We start from the raw sequence: 21,128 nt of genomic DNA, 5'->3' as shown, positions 1-21,128 counted from the left end.
CGCGCACAGGGGAGCTGTTTTTTTGCCTAATCGGTTATAGTCGCTGAACGAATTGGCGGCCCAGTCCCATCATGTGGTACTATTTTCATACCTATGAACTGCTGCTGTGGAGGGGGCCTATTGATGCGGAATAGCGAAGGTACGGAAATCAAGATACGCCGGTTGGGGCATACGGAAGTAGAAAAGGTACGGCTGCTAATGCTTGACGTGATTTCACGGCTTCCTTCCCAAGAGCTTTTTGCCATGGATGAAGAAGAGTACTTGCAAGAGCACGTTGAGGAAAAAGGTGAAATATACGGCGCCTACCTGGGTGGGAAGCTTGCGGCATATTCGGTTCTGGCGTTTCCCGGTATGAGTGAAAGCAATCTCGGAAGAGAATTCGGGGTGCCGGAACGGGAATTACCTCTCGTTGGAGTTTTGGATTCAACGGTAGTCCACGAATCCGTTCGCGGTATCGGTTTGCAGAGACATTTTCATAAGCTGCGCGAACTTCGCGCCAGGGAGAGAGGCTGTCGATACCTGTATTCAACTGTTCATCCCGACAATCCTCCTAGCATTAACAACTTGGAAGCCGCAGGCTTCATCCTGCAATTTACCCGTCCGATGTATGGGGGGAAAATCAGGCATTGCTACTCAAAACGACTATTTGGCTGATTAGCTGATAGTGGACGTTAGCCGGATGAGCCGCTCATCCGGCCAGGTTTGTATGGTGGACAAAGCGGATTAAGAAATGTATTGACACCGGTGAGGATGTGGATTATATTGAAAACAATCTTAATTCCGAGTTAATACATTGGAATAATCGAATTAAAATGTTTCATTATTGTTGGGGGCTGCCGCAATGAATATTGAGAATATCGAAGCATTCGTTTACGTCATTCACTATGGTAGTTTTATGAAGGCGGCGGAGCTGCTGTTTTTGTCGCAGCCGTCGGTGACAGCCCGCATTCAATCGCTGGAGCGCGAGCTGGATTGCAAGCTGTTTGACCGGATCGGGAAGCAGATTCACTTGACCGAGGAAGGGAAAAAGTTTTTGCCCTATGCGCAGCAACTGCTGCAAACGTACCAGAAAGGCAAAATCCAGCTTAAGCAAAAAAAAGCGCTGCCGAACGAGCTGCGCATCGGCTGTACGGTGTCCGTATCCAATTACGTGATACCAAAAATTATCCCGAAGCTGAAGCTCAAATATCCGGATATGCATTTTCATTTGACGACCGGCGTGACGGATGAGATCGTCCATAAAGTTTTGAACAAGGAGCTGGATTTAGGTTTTGTGCGCGGTGTGACGCATCCCAACATTTTATCGGCAAAGCTCTATGAAGATCCGATTCGTCTATATGTCTATGAAGGGCATCCGTTTATAGGAAACAGGCAAGTATCGATAGAGGAGATTGCCAAGCATCCGCTCGTGTTTTTTGAATGCGGGTCGCTGGATTGGATGCGGATCCATCGCATTTTCGAAAGCTTGAATTTGCCCCCGAATATCGAAATCAAGACGGACAACTCGGAAACGGCCAAAAAGCTTGTGCTGCAAAAAGCCGGCATTTCGTTTTTGCCGGGGCTGTGCGTCAGCCGGGAAGCGGAGGACGGCAAGCTGTTTCCTATTGATTTTCCGGAAACTTCGAGCGTTTCCCTGCAAACCAATTTGATCGCTCTTAACGGCGGCAGCACGTTGTTTTTCAACAGCATTATAGAAATATGTAAAATGTTGCCGATCTAAGAAAGCTATTCATATTCGAATGTTTAATATGCATATAGAAAAACTCTATTATCCATTTTGCGGCGAAAATGATAAATTAGTTTCAAGCTTAATTCATATAAAACCTGTAGGAATTATGTGTTAAATAAAACAACTTTGAAGCGCATGGGGGAAACGAATATGAAAAAATGGACGGTTTGGGCAGCAACACTTACTTTGGCATTGACGGCGGCGGGCTGCGGTGCGAAAAGCGCGGACTCTACAGCGGACAAAGCGGCGGAAGGTACGAAGGCGCAGGCAGCGGCAGCCGGAACCGAATCGGCAAAGGTGAAAAAAATTATCGTAGGAACGGGCACCCAGTTCCCTAACGTAGCTTTTCTGGACAGCAGCGGCAAGCTGACCGGTTACGACATCGAGCTCGTCAGAGAGATCGACAAGCGTCTTCCCGATTATGAGTTCGAGTTCAAAACGATGGATTTCACCAACCTGCTTCTCAGCCTGGAAACGAACAAAATCGATTTCGTCGCTCACGAAATGGAGAAAAATCCGGAACGGGAGCAGAAATATTTGTTTAATAACGAACCGTACGCTTTCTGGAAAACGAAGGTGATCGTGTCCAAAGACAACACGGCGATTCAATCGATCGACGATCTGAAAGGCAAGAAGGCGCTGACGACCGCTACGAGCGCGGAAGCGACGCTGCTGGAAAAATACAACAAGACGAATAACAACGCCATCAATATCGTGTACCAAAGCGGAGCGGCTAACGATTCCGTCAGCCAGCTGACGTCGGGACGCGCAGACGGAATGCTGGGGGCGGACTTCCTGCTTCCGCTGATCGATCCGCAAAGCAAGCTGAAAGCGGTAGGCCCCATTCTCGAAGAGGCCGAAGTGCGGTTTTTGTTCCGCAAAAACGATAAAGACGAGCAGGTTCTCGCCGACAAAATCGATGAGGCGCTGAAGGCGATCAAAGCCGACGGTACGCTTTCCAAGCTCAGCACGCAATGGCTCGGCGGCGATTTCACCAAAAAAGAAGATACCAAGTAGTGAGCATTTAATTCCGGATTTTAAGGAAGGTGAAGTCGTCATCATGGGCAAACAATTCGATATCACCTATGTGTTTGATTTTATCCCGAAACTGTTGTCGTATTTGAACATTACGCTGTTTATCGTCGCTTGTTCCATGCTGCTCGGGGTTCTCGTCGGACTGCTCGTCGCCCTCCCCAGGCTGTACGATATCCCGGTGTTAAAGCGTTTTTCGCAAGTGTACGTATCCTTCTTCCGGGGAACGCCGATTTTGATCCAGCTGTTCCTCATTTATTACGGTTTGCCGGAGACGCTGAAGCTGATCGACGTGGACGTCTCCAGAGCTCCCGTGCTGACTTTCGTCATTTTGACTTTCGGGCTAAACGCCGGAGCCTTCATATCGGAGGTGATCCGGGCGGCGGTCAAAGCGGTGGACCGGGGCCAGGTCGAAGCCGCTTATTCCGTCGGGATGACCGGGTATCAGGCGTTCACGCGAATTATTGCGCCGCAGGCGCTGGCGATATCGCTGCCCAATTTTGCCAACCTGCTTATCGCCCATTTAAAAGATACGTCGCTCGCTTTTTCGCTGGGGGCGATGGAACTGATGGGCAAGGCGCAGACGCTCGGCGCCGCTACGCAGCATTTTATAGAAACGTATATTTCGCTTTCGCTGATCTATTTTGTTATCTGCTACGGTCTGGAAAAGATTTTCCAGTTGATCGAAAAGCGTTTGCTCCGCTACGAGCAGCGAATCGTTTCCGAACAACCGCAGCCGAAATCGCGGCGCTTGTTCAAAGGAGTCTGGGCTGCGCAGCCCGGTAAAGGAGGGTATCAGCCATGAAGCTCGATCCCGTGTTTATTTGGACGGCTTTCGTTCAACTGCTGTCTGCGTTGCCGACTACGCTCGTCATTACGGTTGTCTCGGTATTTTTCGGCTTTATGATCGGTTCGGCGGTCGCTTTGATCCGGATTTACCGCATTCCTGTGCTTCATTACTTGGCCACCGCCTATGTTACGTTCGTTCGCGGCACGCCGATGCTGATGCACCTGCTGCTCATTTATTTCGGGCTGCCGATGCTGCTGGACGCTTTTGCCGCCGCAATCGGCTGGAGCTTCAGATCGACATCGATTCCGATGATCGGTTTTGCTTTTATATCCTTCTCGATTACGGCAGGGGCTTATTTATCCGAAGTGGTCCGCTCGGGAATACTCGCCGTCAATCGCGGGCAGATGGAAGCGGCCTATTCGATCGGCATGACGACGCCCCAGGCGCTCAGGCGGATCGTGCTCCCGCAGGCACTTGCCGTCAGTTTGCCGAATTTATCCAACTCGCTGATCGGCATGCTGCACGGGTCGACGCTCGCTTTTACCGTATCGGTCGTTGAAATCAATGCCAAAGCGCAGATTGTCGCTACGACAAACTGGAAATTTTTTGAGGCATACATTGCCGCGGCCCTGCTTTTTTGGGGAGTGACCATGCTGATCGAAAAGCTGACAGGGCAGCTGGAAAAACGAATCAATCTGTACAACCGAGGTGGCGTATCATGATCAAACTGACGAATATTACGAAAGCTTTCGGCAAGCACGAGGTGCTCAAAGGCATTGACCTGACCGTGAAAAAGGGTGAAGTCGTTTGTATTCTCGGCCCCAGCGGTTCCGGCAAAACGACGCTGCTCCGCTGCCTGAACTTCCTGGAGAAGCCGAATGACGGCGAGGTGGCGATCGGCGATTTCAGCGTCAACTGCAAGCGTCCGAGCAAAGCGGACATTCATACCCTGCGCCGCAAAACGGCGATGGTGTTCCAGCATTACAATTTGTTCAAGCATAAAACGGTGCTGGAAAATGTGATGGAAGGGCTCGTGATCGTACAAAAGCAATCGAAGGAAGCCGCCCGCGCCAAAAGCGTGCAAATGCTGGAAAAAGTCGGGCTGGGCAGCAAGCTGGACGCATTTCCGAGCCAGTTGTCCGGCGGACAACAGCAGCGTGTCGGCATCGCCCGGGCGCTGGCGCTGAACCCGGAAGTCATTTTGTTCGACGAGCCGACTTCGGCGCTGGACCCCGAGCTTGTGGGCGAGGTGCTGGACGTGATCCAGAAAATCGCCAGGGAAGGGATTACGATGATCGTCGTCACCCATGAAATGGGCTTTGCCCGCGACGTGTCCAATCATGTCGTTTTCATGGACGGCGGGGTCATCGTGGAAGAGGGCAAGCCGCAGGAAATTTTCGGTTCGGCTAAAGAGGAGCGCACCCGGCAGTTTTTGAAGCGGATTACTCCCGAGTGGAGCTATACGATATAACGATATTCAGATAGGAGTGCTGAGCCATGGGAATCAAATTTGGCATTTTGGATCAAAGCGTTATTTTACCCGGAGAAAATGCGGAGGACGCCTTGCGGCATACGGTTGAACTGGCGAAAAAAGCGGAGGAGTGGGGCTATGACCGTTTTTGGGTTTCCGAGCATCACGATTCCGATCAATTGGCGGGTTCCTCGCCGGAAGTATTGATTTCTCATCTGCTGGCCAAAACGGAGCGCATCCGCATCGGCTCCGGCGGCATTATGCTGCAGCATTACAGCCCTTACAAAGTGGCTGAGAACTTCAATGTGCTCGCTTCGCTCGCGCCGGGCAGAATCGATCTCGGCATCGGCAGAGCGCCCGGCGGTCTGCCGCGCTCGACGCAGGCGCTGCAGCAAGGAATTGCCGAGCCTGCTTCCTTATCGGATAAGCTGAAGGAGCTCCAGCAATTTGTGAGCAACCGTCTGAAGGACGATCACCCGCTGGCAGGCTTGCGCGTTTCGCCGATTCCGGCGCAGCCTGCGGACATTTACCTGCTCGGAGCGAGCAGGGCCAGCGCCGAACTGGCTGCCGAACTCGGGCTTCCGTACGTGTTCGCCCTGTTCATCAACGGCGATCACGCCGTGGCCGCAGCGGCTTTCGAAGCTTACCGCAGCGGGTTCAACCGCAGCGGCGGGGCTGAGCCGAAAGCGATTCTCGCGCTTTCACTCATTGTCGCCGACTCGGAAGAGGAAGCGAAGGAACTGGCCGGCGAGTACAAAAACGTCAAAATTCATTTGGAAAACGGCAAAACGCTGACTGTCGGCACGCTGGAGCAGGCCGAAGAGTACGGACGCCAGACTAACGCCAAATTTACGGTCGAAGAAAAGCAGGCGGAAGTGACGAAGGGCTCGAAAGAAAGCGTGCGCTCCCAATTGCTCGACATTCAAAACAAGTATGGGTTGGACGAATTTATGATCACGACGCCGGTGAAAGATTTCGCAAAGCGCATTCGTTCCTTCGAATTGCTGAAAGAAGCTTTCTCCGGGCTGCACGTATGAGACGTGCACGGAGGGAAGGAGAACGCTTATGAGCGGTGAAACTTTGGCGCCGTCTTTGACGGATTTCGGGCAAAAGCTGGTTGCTATCCGGCGTCAACTGCACCAAAACCCGGAATTGTCCAACGAGGAATTCCAGACGACCGCGTCGATCCGCGAATGGCTGCGGGAAGCGGGTATCCGGATTGCCGATTTCCCTCTCCGGACCGGCGTCATCGCCGAGGTCGGCGGGCGAAGCGGAGGCCCCGTTATCGCGCTCCGGGCCGATATCGACGCGCTGCCGGTCCAGGAGGAAACGGGACTGCCTTACGCTTCGCAGACGGCGGGAAAAATGCACGCCTGCGGGCACGATTTTCATACGGCCGCCATACTGGGGACGGCGTTTTTGCTCAAGCAGCGCGAGCATGAGCTGCAGGGCACGGTGCGGTTTATTTTCCAGCCGGCCGAAGAGAAGGCGCAGGGAGCCGAGCAGGTCATCGCCAGCGGAGCGCTGCAGGATGTGCAGGCCATCTTCGGCATGCACAATAAGCCCGATCTTCCGGTCGGGACGATCGGCATCAAGTCCGGCCCGCTCATGGCTGCCGCGGACGGGTTCGTGATCGAAGTCAAAGGGCACGGCACGCATGCCGCGGTCCCGGATGCGGGCATCGATCCGATCGTTGCGGGCGCCCATATCATTACGGCGCTCCAATCTATCGTGAGCCGCAACATCAACTCGCTGCAAAGCGCTGTCATCAGCGTCACCCGCATCCATAGCGGAACGGCCTGGAACGTCATCCCGGAGAAAGCCGTTCTGGACGGCACGGTGCGCACGTTCGACGAAAAGGTCCGCTCGCTTGTCATCCGCCGCTTGGAGCAGGTGGTCGAGGGCGTGGCTGCGGCTTACGGGACGACGGCGTCCGTGCGCTGGGTGAAGGGGCCGCCATCCGTGCAAAATGACGCGAAGCTGGCGGAGCTCGCCGCCCGGGCCGCGAACGGCACAGGCTTGAACGTCGTTGTGCCGACGCCTTCGCCAGCAGGGGAAGATTTTGCTTTTTATCAAAAACAGGTGCCTGGCGTATTCGTGTTTATGGGCACTTCCGGTTCGAAGGAATGGCACCATCCGGCATTCGATCTGGACGAACGCGCTCTGCCCGTCAGCGCGCAATATTTTGCCGAGTTGGCCGAGCTTGCTTTGAGTCAGCCGGAATTATTCGGGAGCACATTGGAGGTTAAAAAATGAGTGTGAGCGAAATCGATATTCAATCTTATCTGGATAAGCATCAACAGCTGAAAACCGCGATAGAAGGGCTCTCCGACGAGCAGTTGAAGTGGAAAGCGGCGCCGGAATCGTGGAGTGTGACCGAGGTGCTGTCGCATCTGGCCGATCATAACATCGTCGTTTCTTTCCGCATCCGGGAAATTATTTCAGGCTCGACCGCCCAGCTGCCGGCATTCAGCCAGGACCCTTGGGTCAGCGACGCAAAGGCAAACGAAGGCTCTGCTGCGGATATTTTGGACATTTTCCATGCGTTATTGGTTTATAACAGTTTATTGTTCAAACGGCTGTCGGCGGAGGATTGGGACAAAACGGCCGTCAATTTTAAAGGGCAGACGGTGTCGCTGAAAGACGTCGTTTCATCGTTTGTCGCCCACGTACAGGTGCATCTGGCGCAAATTAGCCGGATCAAGCTGGCGGAGAGCGAAGCAAGTAAAGTCGGCTGACCGGGGCCGGGGAAGAACGGAGGCGGGGAACTATGAGCGTGCACGAGGTGCGGATTCGCGAAGCGAATAGCGCGGACCGGCAGGCTATCCTGCAAGTTACGCTGGACGCGTATGTGCAGTATGCAAATACGCTGCCACCTGAGGGCTGGCAGCAGTACAAGGATTCGATCGTCGCCTCGATCGAAAGCGATGGCGCTGAGGCGCGGCTCGTCGCCGAAATCGACGGGGAGGTTGTAGGCAGCGTGCTGCTGTTCGCGTCGTCTGCGGCGGCATACGGCGCACCGGAGCTGGACATCAACTCCCCGATCATCCGGCTGCTGGCCGTTTCCCCGCAGGCCCGGGGGCGCGGTATCGCCACGGCGCTCATTAAAGAAAGCGCCCGGCGCTCGCTGGAGTCCGGCGCACAGACGCTTCATTTGCACACGTCGGACATGATGGCGTCGGCGGTGAAGCTGTACGAGCGGCTCGGCTTCGAACGGGCCTTCGACAAGGACATTCAAAAAGGCGACACTCTGGTCAAAAGCTACCGGCTTCATTTAAAACAAGCAGCTTTATTATGAGAGGACGGAACGAACATGCCAAAACGTAAACAACTGAAATTGGGCGCCATCATTCACGGCGTAGGCGGCAATGTGTCCGGATGGCGTCATCCCGACGCGATTACGGACGCCAGCGTAAACTTCGGATTTTACAAGCAGCAGGCGCAAAAAGCCGAATCCGGCAAGTTCGATCTGCTGTTCATTGCGGACGGCCTTTATATTACGGAAAAATCGATCCCGCACTTTTTGAACCGTTTCGAGCCGATTACGATATTGTCCGCGCTTGCGGCCGTAACGAAGAACATCGGTCTTGTAGGCACGTTATCGACCACGTACAGCGAGCCGTTCACGGTGTCCAGGCAGTTCGCTTCCCTCGATAAAATCAGCGACGGGCGCGCAGGCTGGAACATTGTCACTTCTCCGCTCGAAGGCTCGGCCAAAAACTTCGGCAAAGAGAACCATCCGGCCCATCCGGAGCGCTACCGGATTGCCGGCGAGTTTTTGCAAGTAGCGCGCGGGCTGTGGGATTCGTGGGAAGACGATGCGTTTGTCCGGGATAAAGAGAGCGGCGTATTTTTCGATCCGGCGAAAATGCATACGCTCAATCACAAAGGGGAATTTTTCTCCGTGCAGGGCCCGCTCAACATTGCCCGTTCGAAGCAGGGGCAGCCGGTTATTTTTCAGGCGGGAGCGTCCGAGGACGGCCGTGCGTTTGCGTCCAGGGTGGCGGATGCCATTTTCGCCGGTCATGAGACGCTCGAAGAAGCCCAGGCTTATTATCAGGATATTAAAAGCAGAGCGGCCGCTCACGGGCGTTCGCCGGACGACGTCGTGATTTTGCCGGGAATCGGCCCGATTATCGGGCGCACTGAAGAAGAGGCTGAGCGCAAATATCAGGAACTTGCGAATTTGGTTACGATCGATAAGGCGCTCGATTTCCTCGGCCGCTTTTTCGAGCATCACGATTTTTCCCAGTATCCGCTTGACGAGCCGTTCCCGGATCTGGGCGATTTCGGCAGCAACAGCTTCCGTAGCGGCACGGATAAAATCAAGCGCGACGCCAAGGAGAACAATTGGACGCTCCGTCAGGTGGCGCTCAGCGTGGCGACGCCGCGCGGCGAATTTACAGGAACGGCGGAGCAGGTTGCGGACCGCGTACAAAAATGGTTCGAGGAAGGCGCGGCGGACGGCTTCATCATCGCTGCCTCCATTCCGAAAGCGCTGGACGATTTCGTCGATCTGGTCGTCCCGATTTTGCAGGAACGCGGCCTATTCCGGAAAGACTACGAATCCGACACGCTGCGCGGCAATCTGGGGGTTCCGATTCCGGCGAACCGCTACACGAAGGTGGAAGCGCACAGCTGAGGTGAGGTATGGATACGGCATCGATTTGGGGCTATATCGATACTTTGGAGGAAGAGCTGGTGGAGATCCGCAGGGATTTGCACAGACATCCGGAAATTTTGTTTGACGTAGTCCGCACCTCGGCCATAGTGGCTGATTTGCTGGAACGATGGGGCTTGGAAGTGGAGCGCCGCTGCGGCAAGCATTTCGGCATGGGCGTTGTCGGCACGCTGCGCGGCGGCAAGCCGGGAAAGACGGTCGTGCTGCGCGCCGATATGGACGCCCTGCCGATTCGGGAAGAGAACGAAACGCCGTACAAATCGCTGCAAGACGGCGCGATGCACGCTTGCGGCCATGACGCTCATACCGCGATGCTGCTCGGCGCCGCCAAGGCGCTCAGCCGGTTCCGGGATGAGCTGCCAGGTACGGTCAGGTTTGTGTTTCAACCGGCCGAGGAGGGGGCGCAGGTCAGCCCGCTGGACGGACGGCTGATTAGCGGCGGCGCGGATTTGGTGGAATCCGGCGTGCTGGACGGCGCGGATCTGTGTTTCGCGCTGCACGTATGGCCGGAGCTGCCGATCGGCACGATCGGCGTCCACCCCAAATATGCGATGGCTGCGTCCACGCATTTTAAGGTGCAGTTTCACGGTGTGTCCGGGCATCACAGCACGCCGCATTTGGCGGCGGACGCGCTGCTGATGGCAGCCCAGTTCGCCATGGACATGAAGGTCGCGGTGGCGAGCGAAATCGACCCGTTGGAGCCTGCGGTGCTGTCCTTCGGCACGCTAAAGGCAGGCACTGTCCTGAATGCGATTGCCGCGGACAGCGAAATCACGGGCTCTTACCGCACGTTCAGCGACGGGGCAGTGGAGCGGATCAGGCAGTCGATCGAGCGCCGTGCGCAGGCGATCGCCGGCAATTACGGCGGCGCCTGCTCGCTGAGCTTCCGCATGGGCACGGCGCTGCGGAATGACAGCGAAGCCGCCCGGCTTGCGCTGCAGGCGGGTGCCGAGGTGCTGGGCCGGGCCCAGGCGGTTTCGCTGGAAACGCCGAGTCTGGCAGGCGAAGATTTTGCCTTGTATCTCAAGCGCGTTCCCGGCGCGTTTGCTTTTATCGGCGTCGGGAACCGCGATAAAGGATTTACGCATTCCGTTCATCATCCCCGATTCGATCTCGATGAACGCGTTTTGCTGTACGGGGCCAAAGTCCACGTACAGTTCGTGAAAGAGGCCTCGCGGCAGTAAGCGCGCGTGCTCGTGTGTACGCACGCGTGGCGGGGCTGGGCTGGGCGCGAGAAGGCGGGCCGCGCGCGGGTGTAGTGCCGGCTGCCTTTTTGTTTTGCGGCTCCCGCTTGACTCTCCGGCGAGTGAAAAGGTATCGTTTGAGGCGTTGACAGCGGCCTGAAACGATCCATCCGCCCCTCGGAGCGTTGAAGCGAGGGGCTGGAGCGGGCCGTCCGGCACATCACCGGCTCATGTGCGCCAAAAGCCTGCAAAAGTACATCTTTTTTCTCCTTGATGCCCTTCCCTCGAAATATTCCTGCAAATCTGCAGTTTTTTTCGCCAAATCGCCTGCCCAGGCTGATTATAGCCGAAAATTCCTGCACTATTGCAGGCTTTTCCCCAAAATGCCCCGCCGCCTGAGAAAAAGCCTGCACTTTTGCAGGCTTTCGGGCCGGCAAGCGCTCCACAGAACGGTTGTACCGGCTCAGCAGGCGGCAAGCCAGCCCATCTACTCCACTCGACCAACCACTCTAACTAGTCCAATCACACCAGCCGCACCCAACCGGTCAAATCAGTCGACCAACACCCGCAGAAATTAACTAGTCTAACCAATCCCAATCCCAATCGCACCGGCAGAATCAACTCGTCCAACCAGCCCATCTACTCCACTCGACCAACCGCCCTAACTAGTCCAATCACTCCAACCGAGCCAGCCAACCGAATCAGTCCACCCGCACCGGGAGAAATTAAGTCCCTGCGCTTCTCCAAAAGCGGCGCGCAGCAAGGCGAATTCCGGCCAACTGCTGCCGGTGCTAACTGTCGCCCGTTCGCGGTACAGCGATCTTTTGACAATTGGATGGGCATAATAACGCAAAAGTGGTTGATGAAGTGAGCGCCTGTTTCATATATACTTCTTTTTATAACACGTTGATTGTGTAAAGAAAGGGCGGTTTGCTATGTCTATGTATGCTTATTATGCGATTTTTTCCGTGATTTTGCTGTTTGGCCTGGTCGGCACGTTTATGGTCGGTTTTTCGCGCAAAAACAGGGAAGGGGATCAAACTTACTTTCAAAAAACGGGGACGAAATGGATCCGGCTTTCGGCCCTTTATGTGATAGCCATTGCCGCGGGAGTGTTGGCGCTGATCGTGTACATCCGGCAATAGGCCGGATAAATTATCGCCGCGCCAACGCTATTTGCTGCGGGACGCGGCCGTTTTGCCCTGCAGCTGCAGGGCGTCGCGAAGGCACTCAAGTCCAGGTGCAATTTGCTCGAAGCGCGGTCTCGCAAAGCTGATGCGAATGCAGCCCTGATCCGTGCCGTAAACGCTTCCCGGCACGAACAGGACGCCTCTTTTTATCGCTTCGTCCAGCAATTTGAAATCGTCGACTTCGCGATTGATTTTGCACCAGAGGTTGAGTCCTCCCTGAGGCGGAGTAAATGCAACGGAATCGCCCATGATCGACCGCAATCCTTGCATGAGCTCGTCTCTCCTGATGCGCAGGCGTTCACACAACCCGGCGATTTGAGTCTGAAAATGCCCGTCCCGGATAAATTGATTGGCTACCCATTGCGGAATGCTGCTTAAGCCAAAATCCATCTGCTGTCTGGCATCCGTCAAGCGGTTCACGACGGTTTGCGGGGCGATCATCCAGCCGATCCGCAGGCCCGATGCGGCGATTTTGGATAAGGAGCCGATGTACAGCACATTGCCGGTCTTATCCAGCGATTTTAGTGTAGGCGGCGGATTTCCGTCAAAAGCGGTCAGCGTAAAAGGATCGTCCTCGACGATAGGGATTCCGAGCTCCGCGGCAATTTCCAGCAAGCGGATTTTGCGCTCCGCAGCCAGGACGCTGCCTGTGGGATTTTGAAAGTTCGGGTTCAAAAAAATCATGCGTATCCGGTGCTGCTTGTACAGGTTGGCGACATCCTGGGGATCGATTCCTTGATCGTCGACAGGCAAGCGGAACAGGCGGAGCCCCGCCGATTGGAACATCGGCAGCGAATAGCAGTAGGACGGGTCTTCTATGGCAACGGCGTCTCCCGGACTGAGGAGGCACTGGGTAATCAAGTACAACGATTGTTGGGAACCCGAAGTAATCAAAATCGACGAATCCGTGCTTTGGATTTGAAGGTGCCGCTCAAGAAATGAAACGAGAGTTTCCCGAAGCGGAGCGTATCCTTGCGGATCGTCGTAGCCGAGCTGCCCCTCGAAGGGCTGTTTTTGCAGCAAATCGCGCACGATTTCGTTCGGAAACAGGTCGGGGGACAGTTCGCCGCTCGCAAAATCGATGATAGACGGTTTTTTCCGCAGTTCCTCGCGGATGCGGCGGATAAAGGGAAGATTCGGAAGGAACGTGCCGCCTTCCACATAGGTTTTCCAGTTGGGCGTCTGTTTGGGGGCAATTCCCCATTTATGCCGGGTTACTCTGGTGCCGCTTCCTTTGGCGCTCTCGACGATGCCGGATGCCCGCAGTTCTTCGTAAGCTTGCACGACGGTGCTGCGGTTGACACCAAGGCTGTCCGCTAATTTTCTTTCCGAAGGAAGGACGCTTCCGGGAGGAAATTCTCCAAAAGAAATTCTCCGTTCCACGTAATCCGCTATTTGCCGGTAGATGGGCTTTTTGCTCGATCGGTCCGGTTTCCACATATGTTCTCATCACCTTATTTCATTATGGCCAAGTAGCAAGCAGAGTAAAGCATCATTAGTATATCATCCGGGGCGGAAAAGCATATAGCCGGGTTTGCCGCTATTGTTCCAAATTTTTGAACTTGATAGGGCCAAAAAGAAAATCGTCTTGCCAAACAGCCGTTTGCCTATTACTATAAACGGGTTAGGGTATTGTTTGCTTGTTCGAAAGGGGATTCATACATAAATGGACAAACTGTTCGGTAAAAAAATCGCGATTGCCGGGTCGAGAAAAACGGATGAGATGAGCGTACTGATTGAGAAGCAGGGCGGGATTCCGCTCGTTCGCCCGCTGCAAGGGCTGCTTCGGTTCGATGAAACCGCGGTTGAACAAGAGCTGCATGTTTGCGCGAACGAAAAGGTGGACTGGTTCGTCCTTACGACAGGCATCGGAACGGAAACGCTGCTGGATGCTGCCGCGAAGCTCGGCATTCACACGGCTTTGCTGCAAAAGATGAAGGAAGCGAAGGTGGCGGCGCGGGGGTACAAGACGTTCGCCCTGCTGAAGAAGCTGGATATCCAGCCTGAAGTTGTCGACGAGGACGGGACGACACAAGGATTGATCAACGGTTTGGCCGATTGCGATTTCGCGGGCCGGACGGTAGCCGTTCAGCTGCATGGGGAGCCGCAGCCGGCGTTGATCCAATTTTTGGAAGAGAGGGGCGCTCGTGTCATTCAGCTGCTTCCTTATCGGCACGTTGCGCCGGACTCGACGGTACTGGAAACGATTTGCGGCGAGCTGTTGGGCGGCGTGATCGATGCAGTTTGCTTCACTACCGCGGTACAAGTGCGCTATTTGTTTGACTATGCGAGGCGGCAAGGGATTGACGGCGCGGTTCGGGAAGCTTTTGCCGGGCGTGTCCAAGCGGTTGCGGTCGGCAAAGTGACGGCCGAGGCTTTGAATAACGAACAGATCGATCTTGTCATCGTGCCGGAGAGCGAGCGGATGGGCGCGATGATTATCGAGCTGGCGAAGCACTACGCGGGTGCGTCAACCGAAGGTTAACTCGCGGCGAAAGGGGGGATTCCATGCCATTTGAGGTCACTCCGTATCCGGAATGGTCCTGGTCCGTATCCCGGCACCAAGTTTTGCTGGACTGCCCGCGAAAGTATTATTTTCAGTATTACGGCGCGCACAACGGATGGTTGAGAGAGGCGGAAGCAAGCCGGCAAACGGTTTACAGACTCAAGCAGCTGCAAAATTTGTATCTGCTGTTCGGCTCCGTTTTGCACGATAAAGCATTGAAAGCGGTGCTGCAGTGGCAAAAAAACCGGACGCTGCCGGAACGGGAGACGATGGCTGCCGAGATGCGGGCTGAGCTGAACCGGGCTTACGTGGACTCCCGGAACAAACAGGCGTGGTGGCACCAGCCCAAAAACAAAACGATGCTTCATGAAATGTATTACGAAGGCAATCTGCCGCCTGACCGTGTGCAAACGATAAAAGCGAGGCAGCAGGTGTGCTTGGATCATTTGCTCGGTTCCGAAAGTTTGGCTGAATTGTGTAGGGACACGAATTTGGAAATTATGGAAATGGAGCAATTGGATTACATACTCATCAACGGGACTAAAGTATACGTAAAGCTGGACTTATTATACAAAAATAAAGACGGTTTCTGGACGATCGTAGACTGGAAAACGGGCAAAGACGACGAAAGCTACAAAGAACAAGTACAGGTATATGCCTTATACTTGAACGTGAAATACGGGGCTCAGCCTGAAAAGATGAAAATTAAAATTGAAAACTTGCTCTCCGGCGAGTGCAGCGAAATAGAAGTGAACGACTCCGACCTGGAGGAAGTCAGGAAGCAAATTACGGACAGCCAGTTGGAGATGGCAAAGTTTCTGGAAGACATAGCGGCCAACAAGCCGAAGCCTATCGATTATTTTTCTTCATTTCCTAGGAAATATAAGTGTGCCTCTTGCAATTACCGGGAAGTTTGCGGCGATGCATTTGTATGAATTGTCTTATTTGGGAAATAGCGGGGATTGGTGGGCGGCAAATTGGTCTGCGTGCGACTTTGTGGTAATATATGAACAGTCGTAACTAAAAGTATTCATAGATGCAGGCCGGTTTATTAGACATATGTTGCAAGCGGCGGCAAAGTGGCTAGGTGGTGGTCCCAACATGCTGTCCATGACGGCTGACATTCTTCAAATGATAAGAAAATCCAAACTGCCGCTCTCAAAAGCGGACATAGCAAGCAAAGCCGGCGTATCCTTGTCGGCGGTTTCGGATCATATCGAACGGCTGCTGGAAGGGAACCTGATCGAAGGTTCCAGCATCGGCGCATCGAGTGGCGGAAGAAAGCCGAAACAATACGCGCTGAACGCGGGCTGCGGATTTATTGTTTCAATTGAGCTGGGCACCGCGGTCGCTCAGGTGGCGATAACCGATTTTAATTGCCAAATCATAGACTCGGCTGCGTCAGCGATTCAGATCCAGGATGGACCTGAAACCGTTTTGACCCGGTTGCACGAGTGCGTGGAACGATTACTGAAAACAAACGGCATCGAGAGCCGTTCGGTCAAAGGAATCGGGATCGGCATCCCGGGCCCTGTCGAATTTTCGTCCGGCCGGCCGGTTTCGCCGCCGATTATGCCGGGTTGGGACCAGTATCCGATCAAACAGTTTTGGTCCGCTTATTTCGATTGCCCTTGCTACATCGATAACGACGTCAACATTATGGCGCTCGGGGAGTACGCCAAAGGCTTGAACTTCGAGGTCGAGCATTTGATTTTTGTCAATGTCGATACGGGAATCGGTTCCGGCGTTATTTATGACGGCAAGCTGTACCGGGGAGCGACCGGAAGCGCCGGGGACATCGGGCATTTTGACATCGGCAGTGAAGTGGTCTGCTGGTGCGGCAACCGCGGATGTCTGGAAGCGACGGCCGGAGGCAAAGCCATCGTCACGAAGGCTAAGGAGCTTGCGCTGTCGGGGAAAAGCGAGTATTTGCTGAAAATCGTCCAAGAGGAAGGGAACATTTCGCTCGCGCATATTGAAGCGGGCTTGCTGAGTCTGGATCCCGTTTCCACCCAACTTGTCCGCGAAAGCGGGGCGGCGATCGGCCGCGTTATCGCTGCGGTCGTAAACTTTTCCAATCCGTCTCTGGTATCGATCGGCGGCGCTGTTTCCGGGTTCGGAGACTTGTTTCTCGCGGCAATCCGCCAAAGTGTGTATCAGCGCTCTTTGCCGCTCGCTACCCGCAAATTGATCATCGATAAATCAGTGCTGGGAAGTACGGCCGGCTTGATCGGCGGCGCTTATATGACTATCGACCAGTTGATCATACAAGCGACGAACGATAAAACCGAGGCGTCTCTCGGTTGAATTGCATATAGTATGGACAATGTAAACTTTGCCTTGGGCAAGGTTTTTTTGCATGGAATGGCGGGCTAGCGGCTTCACAAACGGCATAATCCGGCCGGCAAAGCTGTGAAGGTGCAGGCTCGTTCGCTGGAAGCGGCCGGTTTTTGGCGGGAAAGCCGGCCATGGCGATAATGCAGGAATTTCCGGTCGGGACGGGCCTGAGGGGTGCCTGCAGGATTGCTTTGAGGAAAGGCATCCAGGGGGAAAGATTCGTTTTTCAGAATGTTGAAAAACTCGCACGTCAGAGCCGGCAGCACATCTGCTTGATAGAGCGAGGAAAGCCTGCAAAAGTGCAGGTTTTTTGCTCGTCGACATGTCAGCCGAGATAAATTCCTGCAAAAGTGCAGCAATTTTCGCCGAATTCGGGGCTCAGCTCAATCTGGAGTGGAAATTCCTGCACAATCGCAGGCTTTTCGCCAAAACGTGGTGCTTTCAGCGGAAAAGCCTGCACTTTTGCAGGTTTTTTGCTCCAAGACGCGCTTGCAGTGAGTTGGCGCAAACAGTGCATGGGCACGCGCCATCCAGTCAAGTCAGCACACGCTGTTGGCGAAAGGTGCGGCCATAGCTGGGACAAAGCGGAGGCTTATAACCCCTTGCGCTAAACAGGATGATGCATTCACACGGTTGAACGCCATTCCATATACTTTTAACATTGAATGTTAAAAGTATAACTGATATAATCAAAAGTATACAACGAACAAATGAAAAGGAGAGGCGCTATGAAAAAAGTCAAGGCAGCTGTTATAGGAGCGGGCTTTATTGGAAGGGCGCATATCGAAGCTGTACGAAGGCTCGGTTTTGCAGATATTGCAGCGGTCAGCCAGAGCAATCAGGCTAAGGCCGAGCAATATGCCGCAGAATTGAACATCCCCAAGGCTTATGGACATTATATGGAACTGCTGCAGGACGAGGAAATTGAAGTCGTACACAATTGCACGCCGAACCATTTGCACCATGAAATCAATAAACAGGCGCTGCTGCACGGTAAACATCTGCTTTCGGAAAAGCCGCTCACTCTACTAAGTGAGGAAGCCAGGGAACTATATGAACTGGCCGCGGAAAAGCAGCTGTATACCGGCATCAATTTCAATTACAGGCAGTTTCCGATGGTGCAGCAGCTCAAAAGTATGGTTAAAGACAAAGATCTGGGCGAGATCCGCATCGTCAGAGGAAGCTATTTGCAGGATTGGCTGCTTTACGACACGGACTACAACTGGCGTATGGAGCCGGAGTTCGGCGGACGCACGAGAGCGATCAGCGATATCGGGTCCCATTTGTTCGATTTGGTCCAGTACGTTACTGGACTCGGGATTTCTGAAGTTTTGGCGGATTCGTCCATCGTTATTCCAAAGCGGTACAAATCGCGAGAAACCTCGGAACTCGTTGACGTCCACACCGAAGACTACTGCTCGGTTCTGGTGAAATTCGATAACGGAAGCAGGGGCGTTTTTACGGTATCGCAAGTGTCGGCGGGAAATAAAAATGCTCTGGAAATTCATTTGGACGGCTCTTTCTCGTCCGGTTCTTGGAAACAGGAGGAACCTTTTGTGCTTCATATGGGCTATCGGGATAAACCGGCGGAAGCGATAAAGAGAGAGGCCGGCATTTTGAAAAGTGAAGCGCTTCCATTTGTGCATTATCCGGGTGGGCATGAGGAAGGCTGGCCGGATAGCTTGAAAAACATGATGAGGCATTTTTACGACGCCGTTAGAAATAAAAAGCCGCTCTCCGACTCCGTGGCTACATTCAAAGAAGGCTACCAAACCATGCTCGTCAATGATGCGATCGTCAGAAGCGTAAATTCGGGAGGATGGGAAAAGGTACACCGGGTATAATTCATACATGATTGAAAAAAATCTGGAGCTGCCGCGGCAGCTCCTTTTTGCGAGCTTGCACGCCGACACGGCGCGATAGAATAACTCCGCACAGCAAACATTTTGCGCCTCCACATTCGTCATGTACCGTTCCCCGCGGTAGCGATGCTCTCCAAGGGAACTCCAATCCAGCTTGACGTCACACGCACCGGAGGTCTTCTGGGAGCGCGTCAGGTAAAGCGAGTTCCTCCGATTGGTCAAACGACACAACAAGCAGGCCAGTCCCAAGATTTTCGCACCGCGTGCAGCTCCCAGCGTGTGGTGTTGCGCTGCATGACGGCGGTCGGTCGGCCACATTTTGCCAGAAAAACTGCAGACGATCGGCCCGGAGCATCGGACCACGAGTCTGATAGTGGACTTTGAAACCAGCCAGACGGATCCTGACGCGCTTCCACATTTACGCACGGCCATTTCCCGGCGAAATATCGTCCGCTTTGATTATATCAATGCAAAGAATGAACGCACGACCCGTGAAATGGAACCGCTGCGGCTTCATTTTAAATATCGTAATTGGTACATTTACGGGTTTTGCCGAACTCGGCGAGAGTATCGGGAGTTTCGACTGTCCCGGTTGATGAATTTGTTTCTGACACAGGAAACTTTCGAGCCGCATCACGAGGTGCCGGAAGAGGCTGCTTTTTCATACAAGGAATGGCAAGATCAGTTGGAGGATGTAGTGATCCGGGTGGGGCCGGAAGCTTTGGCGGAAGCGCTGGATCAGTTTCACCAGGTTGATAAGCAATTTCATGCCGATGGAAGTATGACGATGCGAATTCCTGTTTATCAGCCGTTGGAAGCACGGTGGCTCTGGACAATTCTGTTGAGTTTCGGCAGAGGCGCCGAAGTTCTCGAACCGCCTCTACTACGAGGCATCGTAAAAGAACAGCTTCAAAATACACTCAAACATTATGAAGAAGTATGACACGCTGTTGTCAAACTTCTTTTTTTATACTGACATCAGGAAACAACTTCAAATCCATAGCAAATCAAAAAGGAGACATTACCCACCATCGCCCATGCCCTTAATCATATCTATGCGGTTGATAAGATGTGGTATCTGGTTTTAACGGGCACTGGCATGAAAGAGGCTCTGCAAGCATGCATACCGCTAAATGAGAGCATCCTGCATTCTGTGGATGAATACGCCAATATTTTTGCCCAGTTATCGGAACAATACGGGGAATGGTTCCGAAGTCAAGCCGATTTGGAACAAACCATTTTGCTTGACAATCCATACGCCGGAATCCGCCAAACACGCTTATCGGAAATTGTGCTGCATCTGGTCAATCACGGGACCTATCACAGGGGCAATGTTTCTACAATGTTGCGTCAGTTGGGCCGCGCATCCGCCATGAACGACTATGCACTTTTTTGGTATCAGCAGCCTGCGGAATCCATTTAATCCCTTACGCCGTAAGATTGGTTAAGGGCACTGAGTAGTCTAAAAGGGCGATATTTCTGAGATCAGAGAAATCGCCCTTTTTATTTTGTTGGGTAGTAGTTAGTATGACGCAAAACCCGGATATGCTGCTATATCTGGACGCGGTCGAAGAGGCATTGTGTTTTGGATGGATCGATGGAGTCAAAAAGAAAATATCTGAAGCGGGGCTGGCACAGAGACTGTCTCCCAGAAGCAAAAAAAGTTCATGGACTGAATTGAATAAAGCACGTGCCCGCCGCCTCGAAAAGTTGGGGTTAATGAGAGACGAAGGAAGAAAGGTACTTCCTGATATGAGGCATGATTCTTTTAAAATAGATTGGGTTATAAAGCAAAGGCTAAAAGAGGAAAGGTAAGTATATGGGAATTTTTTGGCATTTCCGGCACTTTATAAAAGAGTTCGGATCGACACGATACAAAGCAATAAAAATCAGCCGGAATTATTTAAAAGTAGATTAGACAAATTTATAACAAACACTAGAGAAAATATAATGTTCGGTCAATGGCATGATAATGGACGCCTGCTAGATTATTGAGATGCGCTAAGGTCGTGGCGTTCACAGTGACGGCAGGCTGCATCTGTCTCACATGCTCCGCCACCTTGACCAACCTGTACCGGTACCACCGCGATTTCGCGACACGTCTCCGTACTCATCCCATGCAAAGTTCCCCTGTAGTACTCGCAATTTGCTCGCCCTCGGGGAGCGAATAGACGACGGTTGTCGTTTTCCAGCCCGCACACACCCGAAAACCTGCAAAAGTCAGGCTGTTGAGAAAGTCTCATGAATTCACCAATTCACCGCGTTAATATGGTATAATATTCTTGTGAGTATTCCATGGAAAGCGCGGTGTGTCTATGCTTTACACGAACGAGCCTAATCCTCAAC

The 21,128-nt window shown here is 53.3% G+C and carries 19 protein-coding genes and 3 pseudogenes; 20 read left to right on the top strand and 2 right to left on the bottom strand.

Features of this window, described 5'->3' with window-relative positions:
* Window positions 1–123: 123 nt before the first annotated feature.
* The 13 genes from AC3G2T_RS33820 (at window position 124) to AC3G2T_RS33760 (ending at window position 12,032) form a co-directional block, all read left to right on the top strand.
* The gene (locus tag AC3G2T_RS33820) at window positions 124–654 is read left to right on the top strand and encodes a GNAT family N-acetyltransferase (RefSeq protein WP_488438204.1); all 531 of its coding nucleotides are present in this window, start codon (window positions 124–126) and stop codon (window positions 652–654) included.
* A 187-nt stretch (window positions 655–841) separates the two neighbouring features.
* Window positions 842–1,720 carry a LysR family transcriptional regulator gene (locus AC3G2T_RS33815; RefSeq protein ID WP_488438203.1) on the top strand — a complete coding sequence of 293 codons (879 nt, stop codon included), beginning with the start codon at window positions 842–844 and terminating at the stop codon, window positions 1,718–1,720.
* 159 nt (window positions 1,721–1,879) lie between these two features.
* The gene (locus tag AC3G2T_RS33810; protein ID WP_474685841.1) at window positions 1,880–2,746 is read left to right on the top strand and encodes a transporter substrate-binding domain-containing protein; all 867 of its coding nucleotides are present in this window, start codon (window positions 1,880–1,882) and stop codon (window positions 2,744–2,746) included.
* A 43-nt stretch (window positions 2,747–2,789) separates the two neighbouring features.
* Window positions 2,790–3,566, top strand: coding sequence for an amino acid ABC transporter permease (locus AC3G2T_RS33805; protein ID WP_488438202.1), 777 nt, complete (start codon window positions 2,790–2,792; stop codon window positions 3,564–3,566).
* Window positions 3,563–4,273, top strand: a complete 711-nt coding sequence (locus AC3G2T_RS33800; RefSeq protein WP_488438201.1) for an amino acid ABC transporter permease — start codon at window positions 3,563–3,565, stop codon at window positions 4,271–4,273. The genes AC3G2T_RS33805 and AC3G2T_RS33800 overlap by 4 nt, the downstream gene beginning before the upstream one ends.
* The gene (locus AC3G2T_RS33795) at window positions 4,270–5,022 is read left to right on the top strand and encodes an amino acid ABC transporter ATP-binding protein (protein ID WP_474685847.1); all 753 of its coding nucleotides are present in this window, start codon (window positions 4,270–4,272) and stop codon (window positions 5,020–5,022) included. Before AC3G2T_RS33800 ends, AC3G2T_RS33795 begins: the two co-directional genes overlap by 4 nt.
* A gap of 26 nt (window positions 5,023–5,048) precedes the next feature.
* The gene (locus tag AC3G2T_RS33790; protein ID WP_488438200.1) at window positions 5,049–6,059 is read left to right on the top strand and encodes an LLM class flavin-dependent oxidoreductase; all 1,011 of its coding nucleotides are present in this window, start codon (window positions 5,049–5,051) and stop codon (window positions 6,057–6,059) included.
* A gap of 28 nt (window positions 6,060–6,087) precedes the next feature.
* Window positions 6,088–7,278 carry a M20 peptidase aminoacylase family protein gene (locus AC3G2T_RS33785; RefSeq protein ID WP_488438199.1) on the top strand — a complete coding sequence of 397 codons (1,191 nt, stop codon included), beginning with the start codon at window positions 6,088–6,090 and terminating at the stop codon, window positions 7,276–7,278.
* Window positions 7,275–7,760 (top strand): DinB family protein, encoded by a 486-nt coding sequence (locus AC3G2T_RS33780; protein WP_474685853.1) that lies wholly within the window; start codon window positions 7,275–7,277, stop codon window positions 7,758–7,760. Before AC3G2T_RS33785 ends, AC3G2T_RS33780 begins: the two co-directional genes overlap by 4 nt.
* Window positions 7,761–7,792: 32 nt before the next feature.
* Window positions 7,793–8,320 (top strand): GNAT family N-acetyltransferase, encoded by a 528-nt coding sequence (locus AC3G2T_RS33775; protein WP_474685855.1) that lies wholly within the window; start codon window positions 7,793–7,795, stop codon window positions 8,318–8,320.
* Between the two features lie 15 nt (window positions 8,321–8,335).
* Window positions 8,336–9,664 carry an LLM class flavin-dependent oxidoreductase gene (locus AC3G2T_RS33770; RefSeq protein ID WP_474685857.1) on the top strand — a complete coding sequence of 443 codons (1,329 nt, stop codon included), beginning with the start codon at window positions 8,336–8,338 and terminating at the stop codon, window positions 9,662–9,664.
* Window positions 9,665–9,672: 8 nt separating this feature from the next.
* On the top strand, window positions 9,673–10,887 hold the full coding sequence (locus AC3G2T_RS33765) for a M20 metallopeptidase family protein (protein ID WP_488438198.1): 1,215 nt from the start codon (window positions 9,673–9,675) through the stop codon (window positions 10,885–10,887).
* A gap of 935 nt (window positions 10,888–11,822) precedes the next feature.
* Window positions 11,823–12,032: a hypothetical protein gene (locus AC3G2T_RS33760; protein ID WP_488438197.1), complete on the top strand. Its 210-nt coding sequence runs from the start codon at window positions 11,823–11,825 to the stop codon at window positions 12,030–12,032.
* A gap of 27 nt (window positions 12,033–12,059) precedes the next feature.
* Here AC3G2T_RS33760 and pdxR read toward each other — a convergent pair whose 3' ends face one another.
* Entirely contained in the window at window positions 12,060–13,517 is a 1,458-nt protein-coding gene (gene pdxR / locus AC3G2T_RS33755; protein ID WP_488438196.1) for a MocR-like pyridoxine biosynthesis transcription factor PdxR, read from the bottom strand.
* Between the two features lie 226 nt (window positions 13,518–13,743).
* On the opposite strand from pdxR, the gene AC3G2T_RS33750 reads away from it, so the two are divergent.
* The 3 genes from AC3G2T_RS33750 (at window position 13,744) to AC3G2T_RS33740 (ending at window position 16,890) form a co-directional block, all read left to right on the top strand.
* A complete protein-coding gene (locus AC3G2T_RS33750) occupies window positions 13,744–14,562 on the top strand; it encodes a uroporphyrinogen-III synthase (RefSeq protein WP_488438195.1) in 819 nt (272 codons plus the stop codon).
* Window positions 14,563–14,585: 23 nt separating this feature from the next.
* Entirely contained in the window at window positions 14,586–15,518 is a 933-nt protein-coding gene (locus tag AC3G2T_RS33745) for a PD-(D/E)XK nuclease family protein (RefSeq protein WP_488438194.1), read from the top strand.
* Window positions 15,519–15,684: 166 nt separating this feature from the next.
* The gene (locus AC3G2T_RS33740; protein ID WP_474685869.1) at window positions 15,685–16,890 is read left to right on the top strand and encodes an ROK family transcriptional regulator; all 1,206 of its coding nucleotides are present in this window, start codon (window positions 15,685–15,687) and stop codon (window positions 16,888–16,890) included.
* Window positions 16,891–17,245: 355 nt separating this feature from the next.
* On the opposite strand, the gene AC3G2T_RS33735 is transcribed toward AC3G2T_RS33740, so the two are convergent.
* Window positions 17,246–17,437 (bottom strand): hypothetical protein, encoded by a 192-nt coding sequence (locus AC3G2T_RS33735; protein WP_474685871.1) that lies wholly within the window; start codon window positions 17,435–17,437, stop codon window positions 17,246–17,248.
* A gap of 211 nt (window positions 17,438–17,648) precedes the next feature.
* Here AC3G2T_RS33735 and AC3G2T_RS33730 point away from each other — a divergent pair, with 211 nt between their 5' ends.
* From AC3G2T_RS33730 to AC3G2T_RS33715, 4 genes and pseudogenes are all read left to right on the top strand, one after another.
* On the top strand, window positions 17,649–18,764 hold the full coding sequence (locus AC3G2T_RS33730) for a Gfo/Idh/MocA family protein (protein WP_488438193.1): 1,116 nt from the start codon (window positions 17,649–17,651) through the stop codon (window positions 18,762–18,764).
* A 343-nt stretch (window positions 18,765–19,107) separates the two neighbouring features.
* A pseudogene (locus AC3G2T_RS33725) lies at window positions 19,108–19,725 on the top strand (helix-turn-helix transcriptional regulator); the annotation flags it as partial.
* 75 nt (window positions 19,726–19,800) lie between these two features.
* A pseudogene (locus tag AC3G2T_RS33720) lies at window positions 19,801–20,205 on the top strand (DinB family protein); the annotation flags it as partial.
* 50 nt (window positions 20,206–20,255) lie between these two features.
* Window positions 20,256–20,777, top strand: a pseudogene (locus tag AC3G2T_RS33715) (YdeI/OmpD-associated family protein).
* Window positions 20,778–21,128 lie beyond the last annotated feature (351 nt).

The organism is Paenibacillus sp. sgz302191 (assembly GCF_057749925.1).
The sequence above is the reverse complement of the archived record's forward strand: the minus strand, read 5'-3'. Positions and strand labels throughout refer to the sequence as shown.

Excerpts from the sequence above, each read along its gene's own strand:
- AC3G2T_RS33735 (WP_474685871.1), bottom strand. The coding sequence starts at position 17,437 with ATGCACTGTTTGCGCCAACTCACTGCAAGCGCGTCTTGGAGCAAAAAA.
- AC3G2T_RS33750 (WP_488438195.1), top strand. The coding sequence starts at position 13,744 with ATGGACAAACTGTTCGGTAAAAAAATCGCGATTGCCGGGTCGAGAAAA.
- AC3G2T_RS33790 (WP_488438200.1), top strand. The coding sequence starts at position 5,049 with ATGGGAATCAAATTTGGCATTTTGGATCAAAGCGTTATTTTACCCGGA.
- AC3G2T_RS33760 (WP_488438197.1), top strand. The coding sequence starts at position 11,823 with ATGTCTATGTATGCTTATTATGCGATTTTTTCCGTGATTTTGCTGTTT.
- AC3G2T_RS33815 (WP_488438203.1), top strand. The coding sequence starts at position 842 with ATGAATATTGAGAATATCGAAGCATTCGTTTACGTCATTCACTATGGT.
- AC3G2T_RS33780 (WP_474685853.1), top strand. The coding sequence starts at position 7,275 with ATGAGTGTGAGCGAAATCGATATTCAATCTTATCTGGATAAGCATCAA.
- AC3G2T_RS33805 (WP_488438202.1), top strand. The coding sequence starts at position 2,790 with ATGGGCAAACAATTCGATATCACCTATGTGTTTGATTTTATCCCGAAA.
- AC3G2T_RS33775 (WP_474685855.1), top strand. The coding sequence starts at position 7,793 with ATGAGCGTGCACGAGGTGCGGATTCGCGAAGCGAATAGCGCGGACCGG.
- AC3G2T_RS33800 (WP_488438201.1), top strand. The coding sequence starts at position 3,563 with ATGAAGCTCGATCCCGTGTTTATTTGGACGGCTTTCGTTCAACTGCTG.
- AC3G2T_RS33820 (WP_488438204.1), top strand. The coding sequence starts at position 124 with ATGCGGAATAGCGAAGGTACGGAAATCAAGATACGCCGGTTGGGGCAT.
- AC3G2T_RS33770 (WP_474685857.1), top strand. The coding sequence starts at position 8,336 with ATGCCAAAACGTAAACAACTGAAATTGGGCGCCATCATTCACGGCGTA.
- pdxR (WP_488438196.1), bottom strand. The coding sequence starts at position 13,517 with ATGTGGAAACCGGACCGATCGAGCAAAAAGCCCATCTACCGGCAAATA.
- AC3G2T_RS33765 (WP_488438198.1), top strand. The coding sequence starts at position 9,673 with ATGGATACGGCATCGATTTGGGGCTATATCGATACTTTGGAGGAAGAG.
- AC3G2T_RS33795 (WP_474685847.1), top strand. The coding sequence starts at position 4,270 with ATGATCAAACTGACGAATATTACGAAAGCTTTCGGCAAGCACGAGGTG.
- AC3G2T_RS33730 (WP_488438193.1), top strand. The coding sequence starts at position 17,649 with ATGAAAAAAGTCAAGGCAGCTGTTATAGGAGCGGGCTTTATTGGAAGG.
- AC3G2T_RS33785 (WP_488438199.1), top strand. The coding sequence starts at position 6,088 with ATGAGCGGTGAAACTTTGGCGCCGTCTTTGACGGATTTCGGGCAAAAG.
- AC3G2T_RS33810 (WP_474685841.1), top strand. The coding sequence starts at position 1,880 with ATGAAAAAATGGACGGTTTGGGCAGCAACACTTACTTTGGCATTGACG.
- AC3G2T_RS33745 (WP_488438194.1), top strand. The coding sequence starts at position 14,586 with ATGCCATTTGAGGTCACTCCGTATCCGGAATGGTCCTGGTCCGTATCC.
- AC3G2T_RS33740 (WP_474685869.1), top strand. The coding sequence starts at position 15,685 with ATGCTGTCCATGACGGCTGACATTCTTCAAATGATAAGAAAATCCAAA.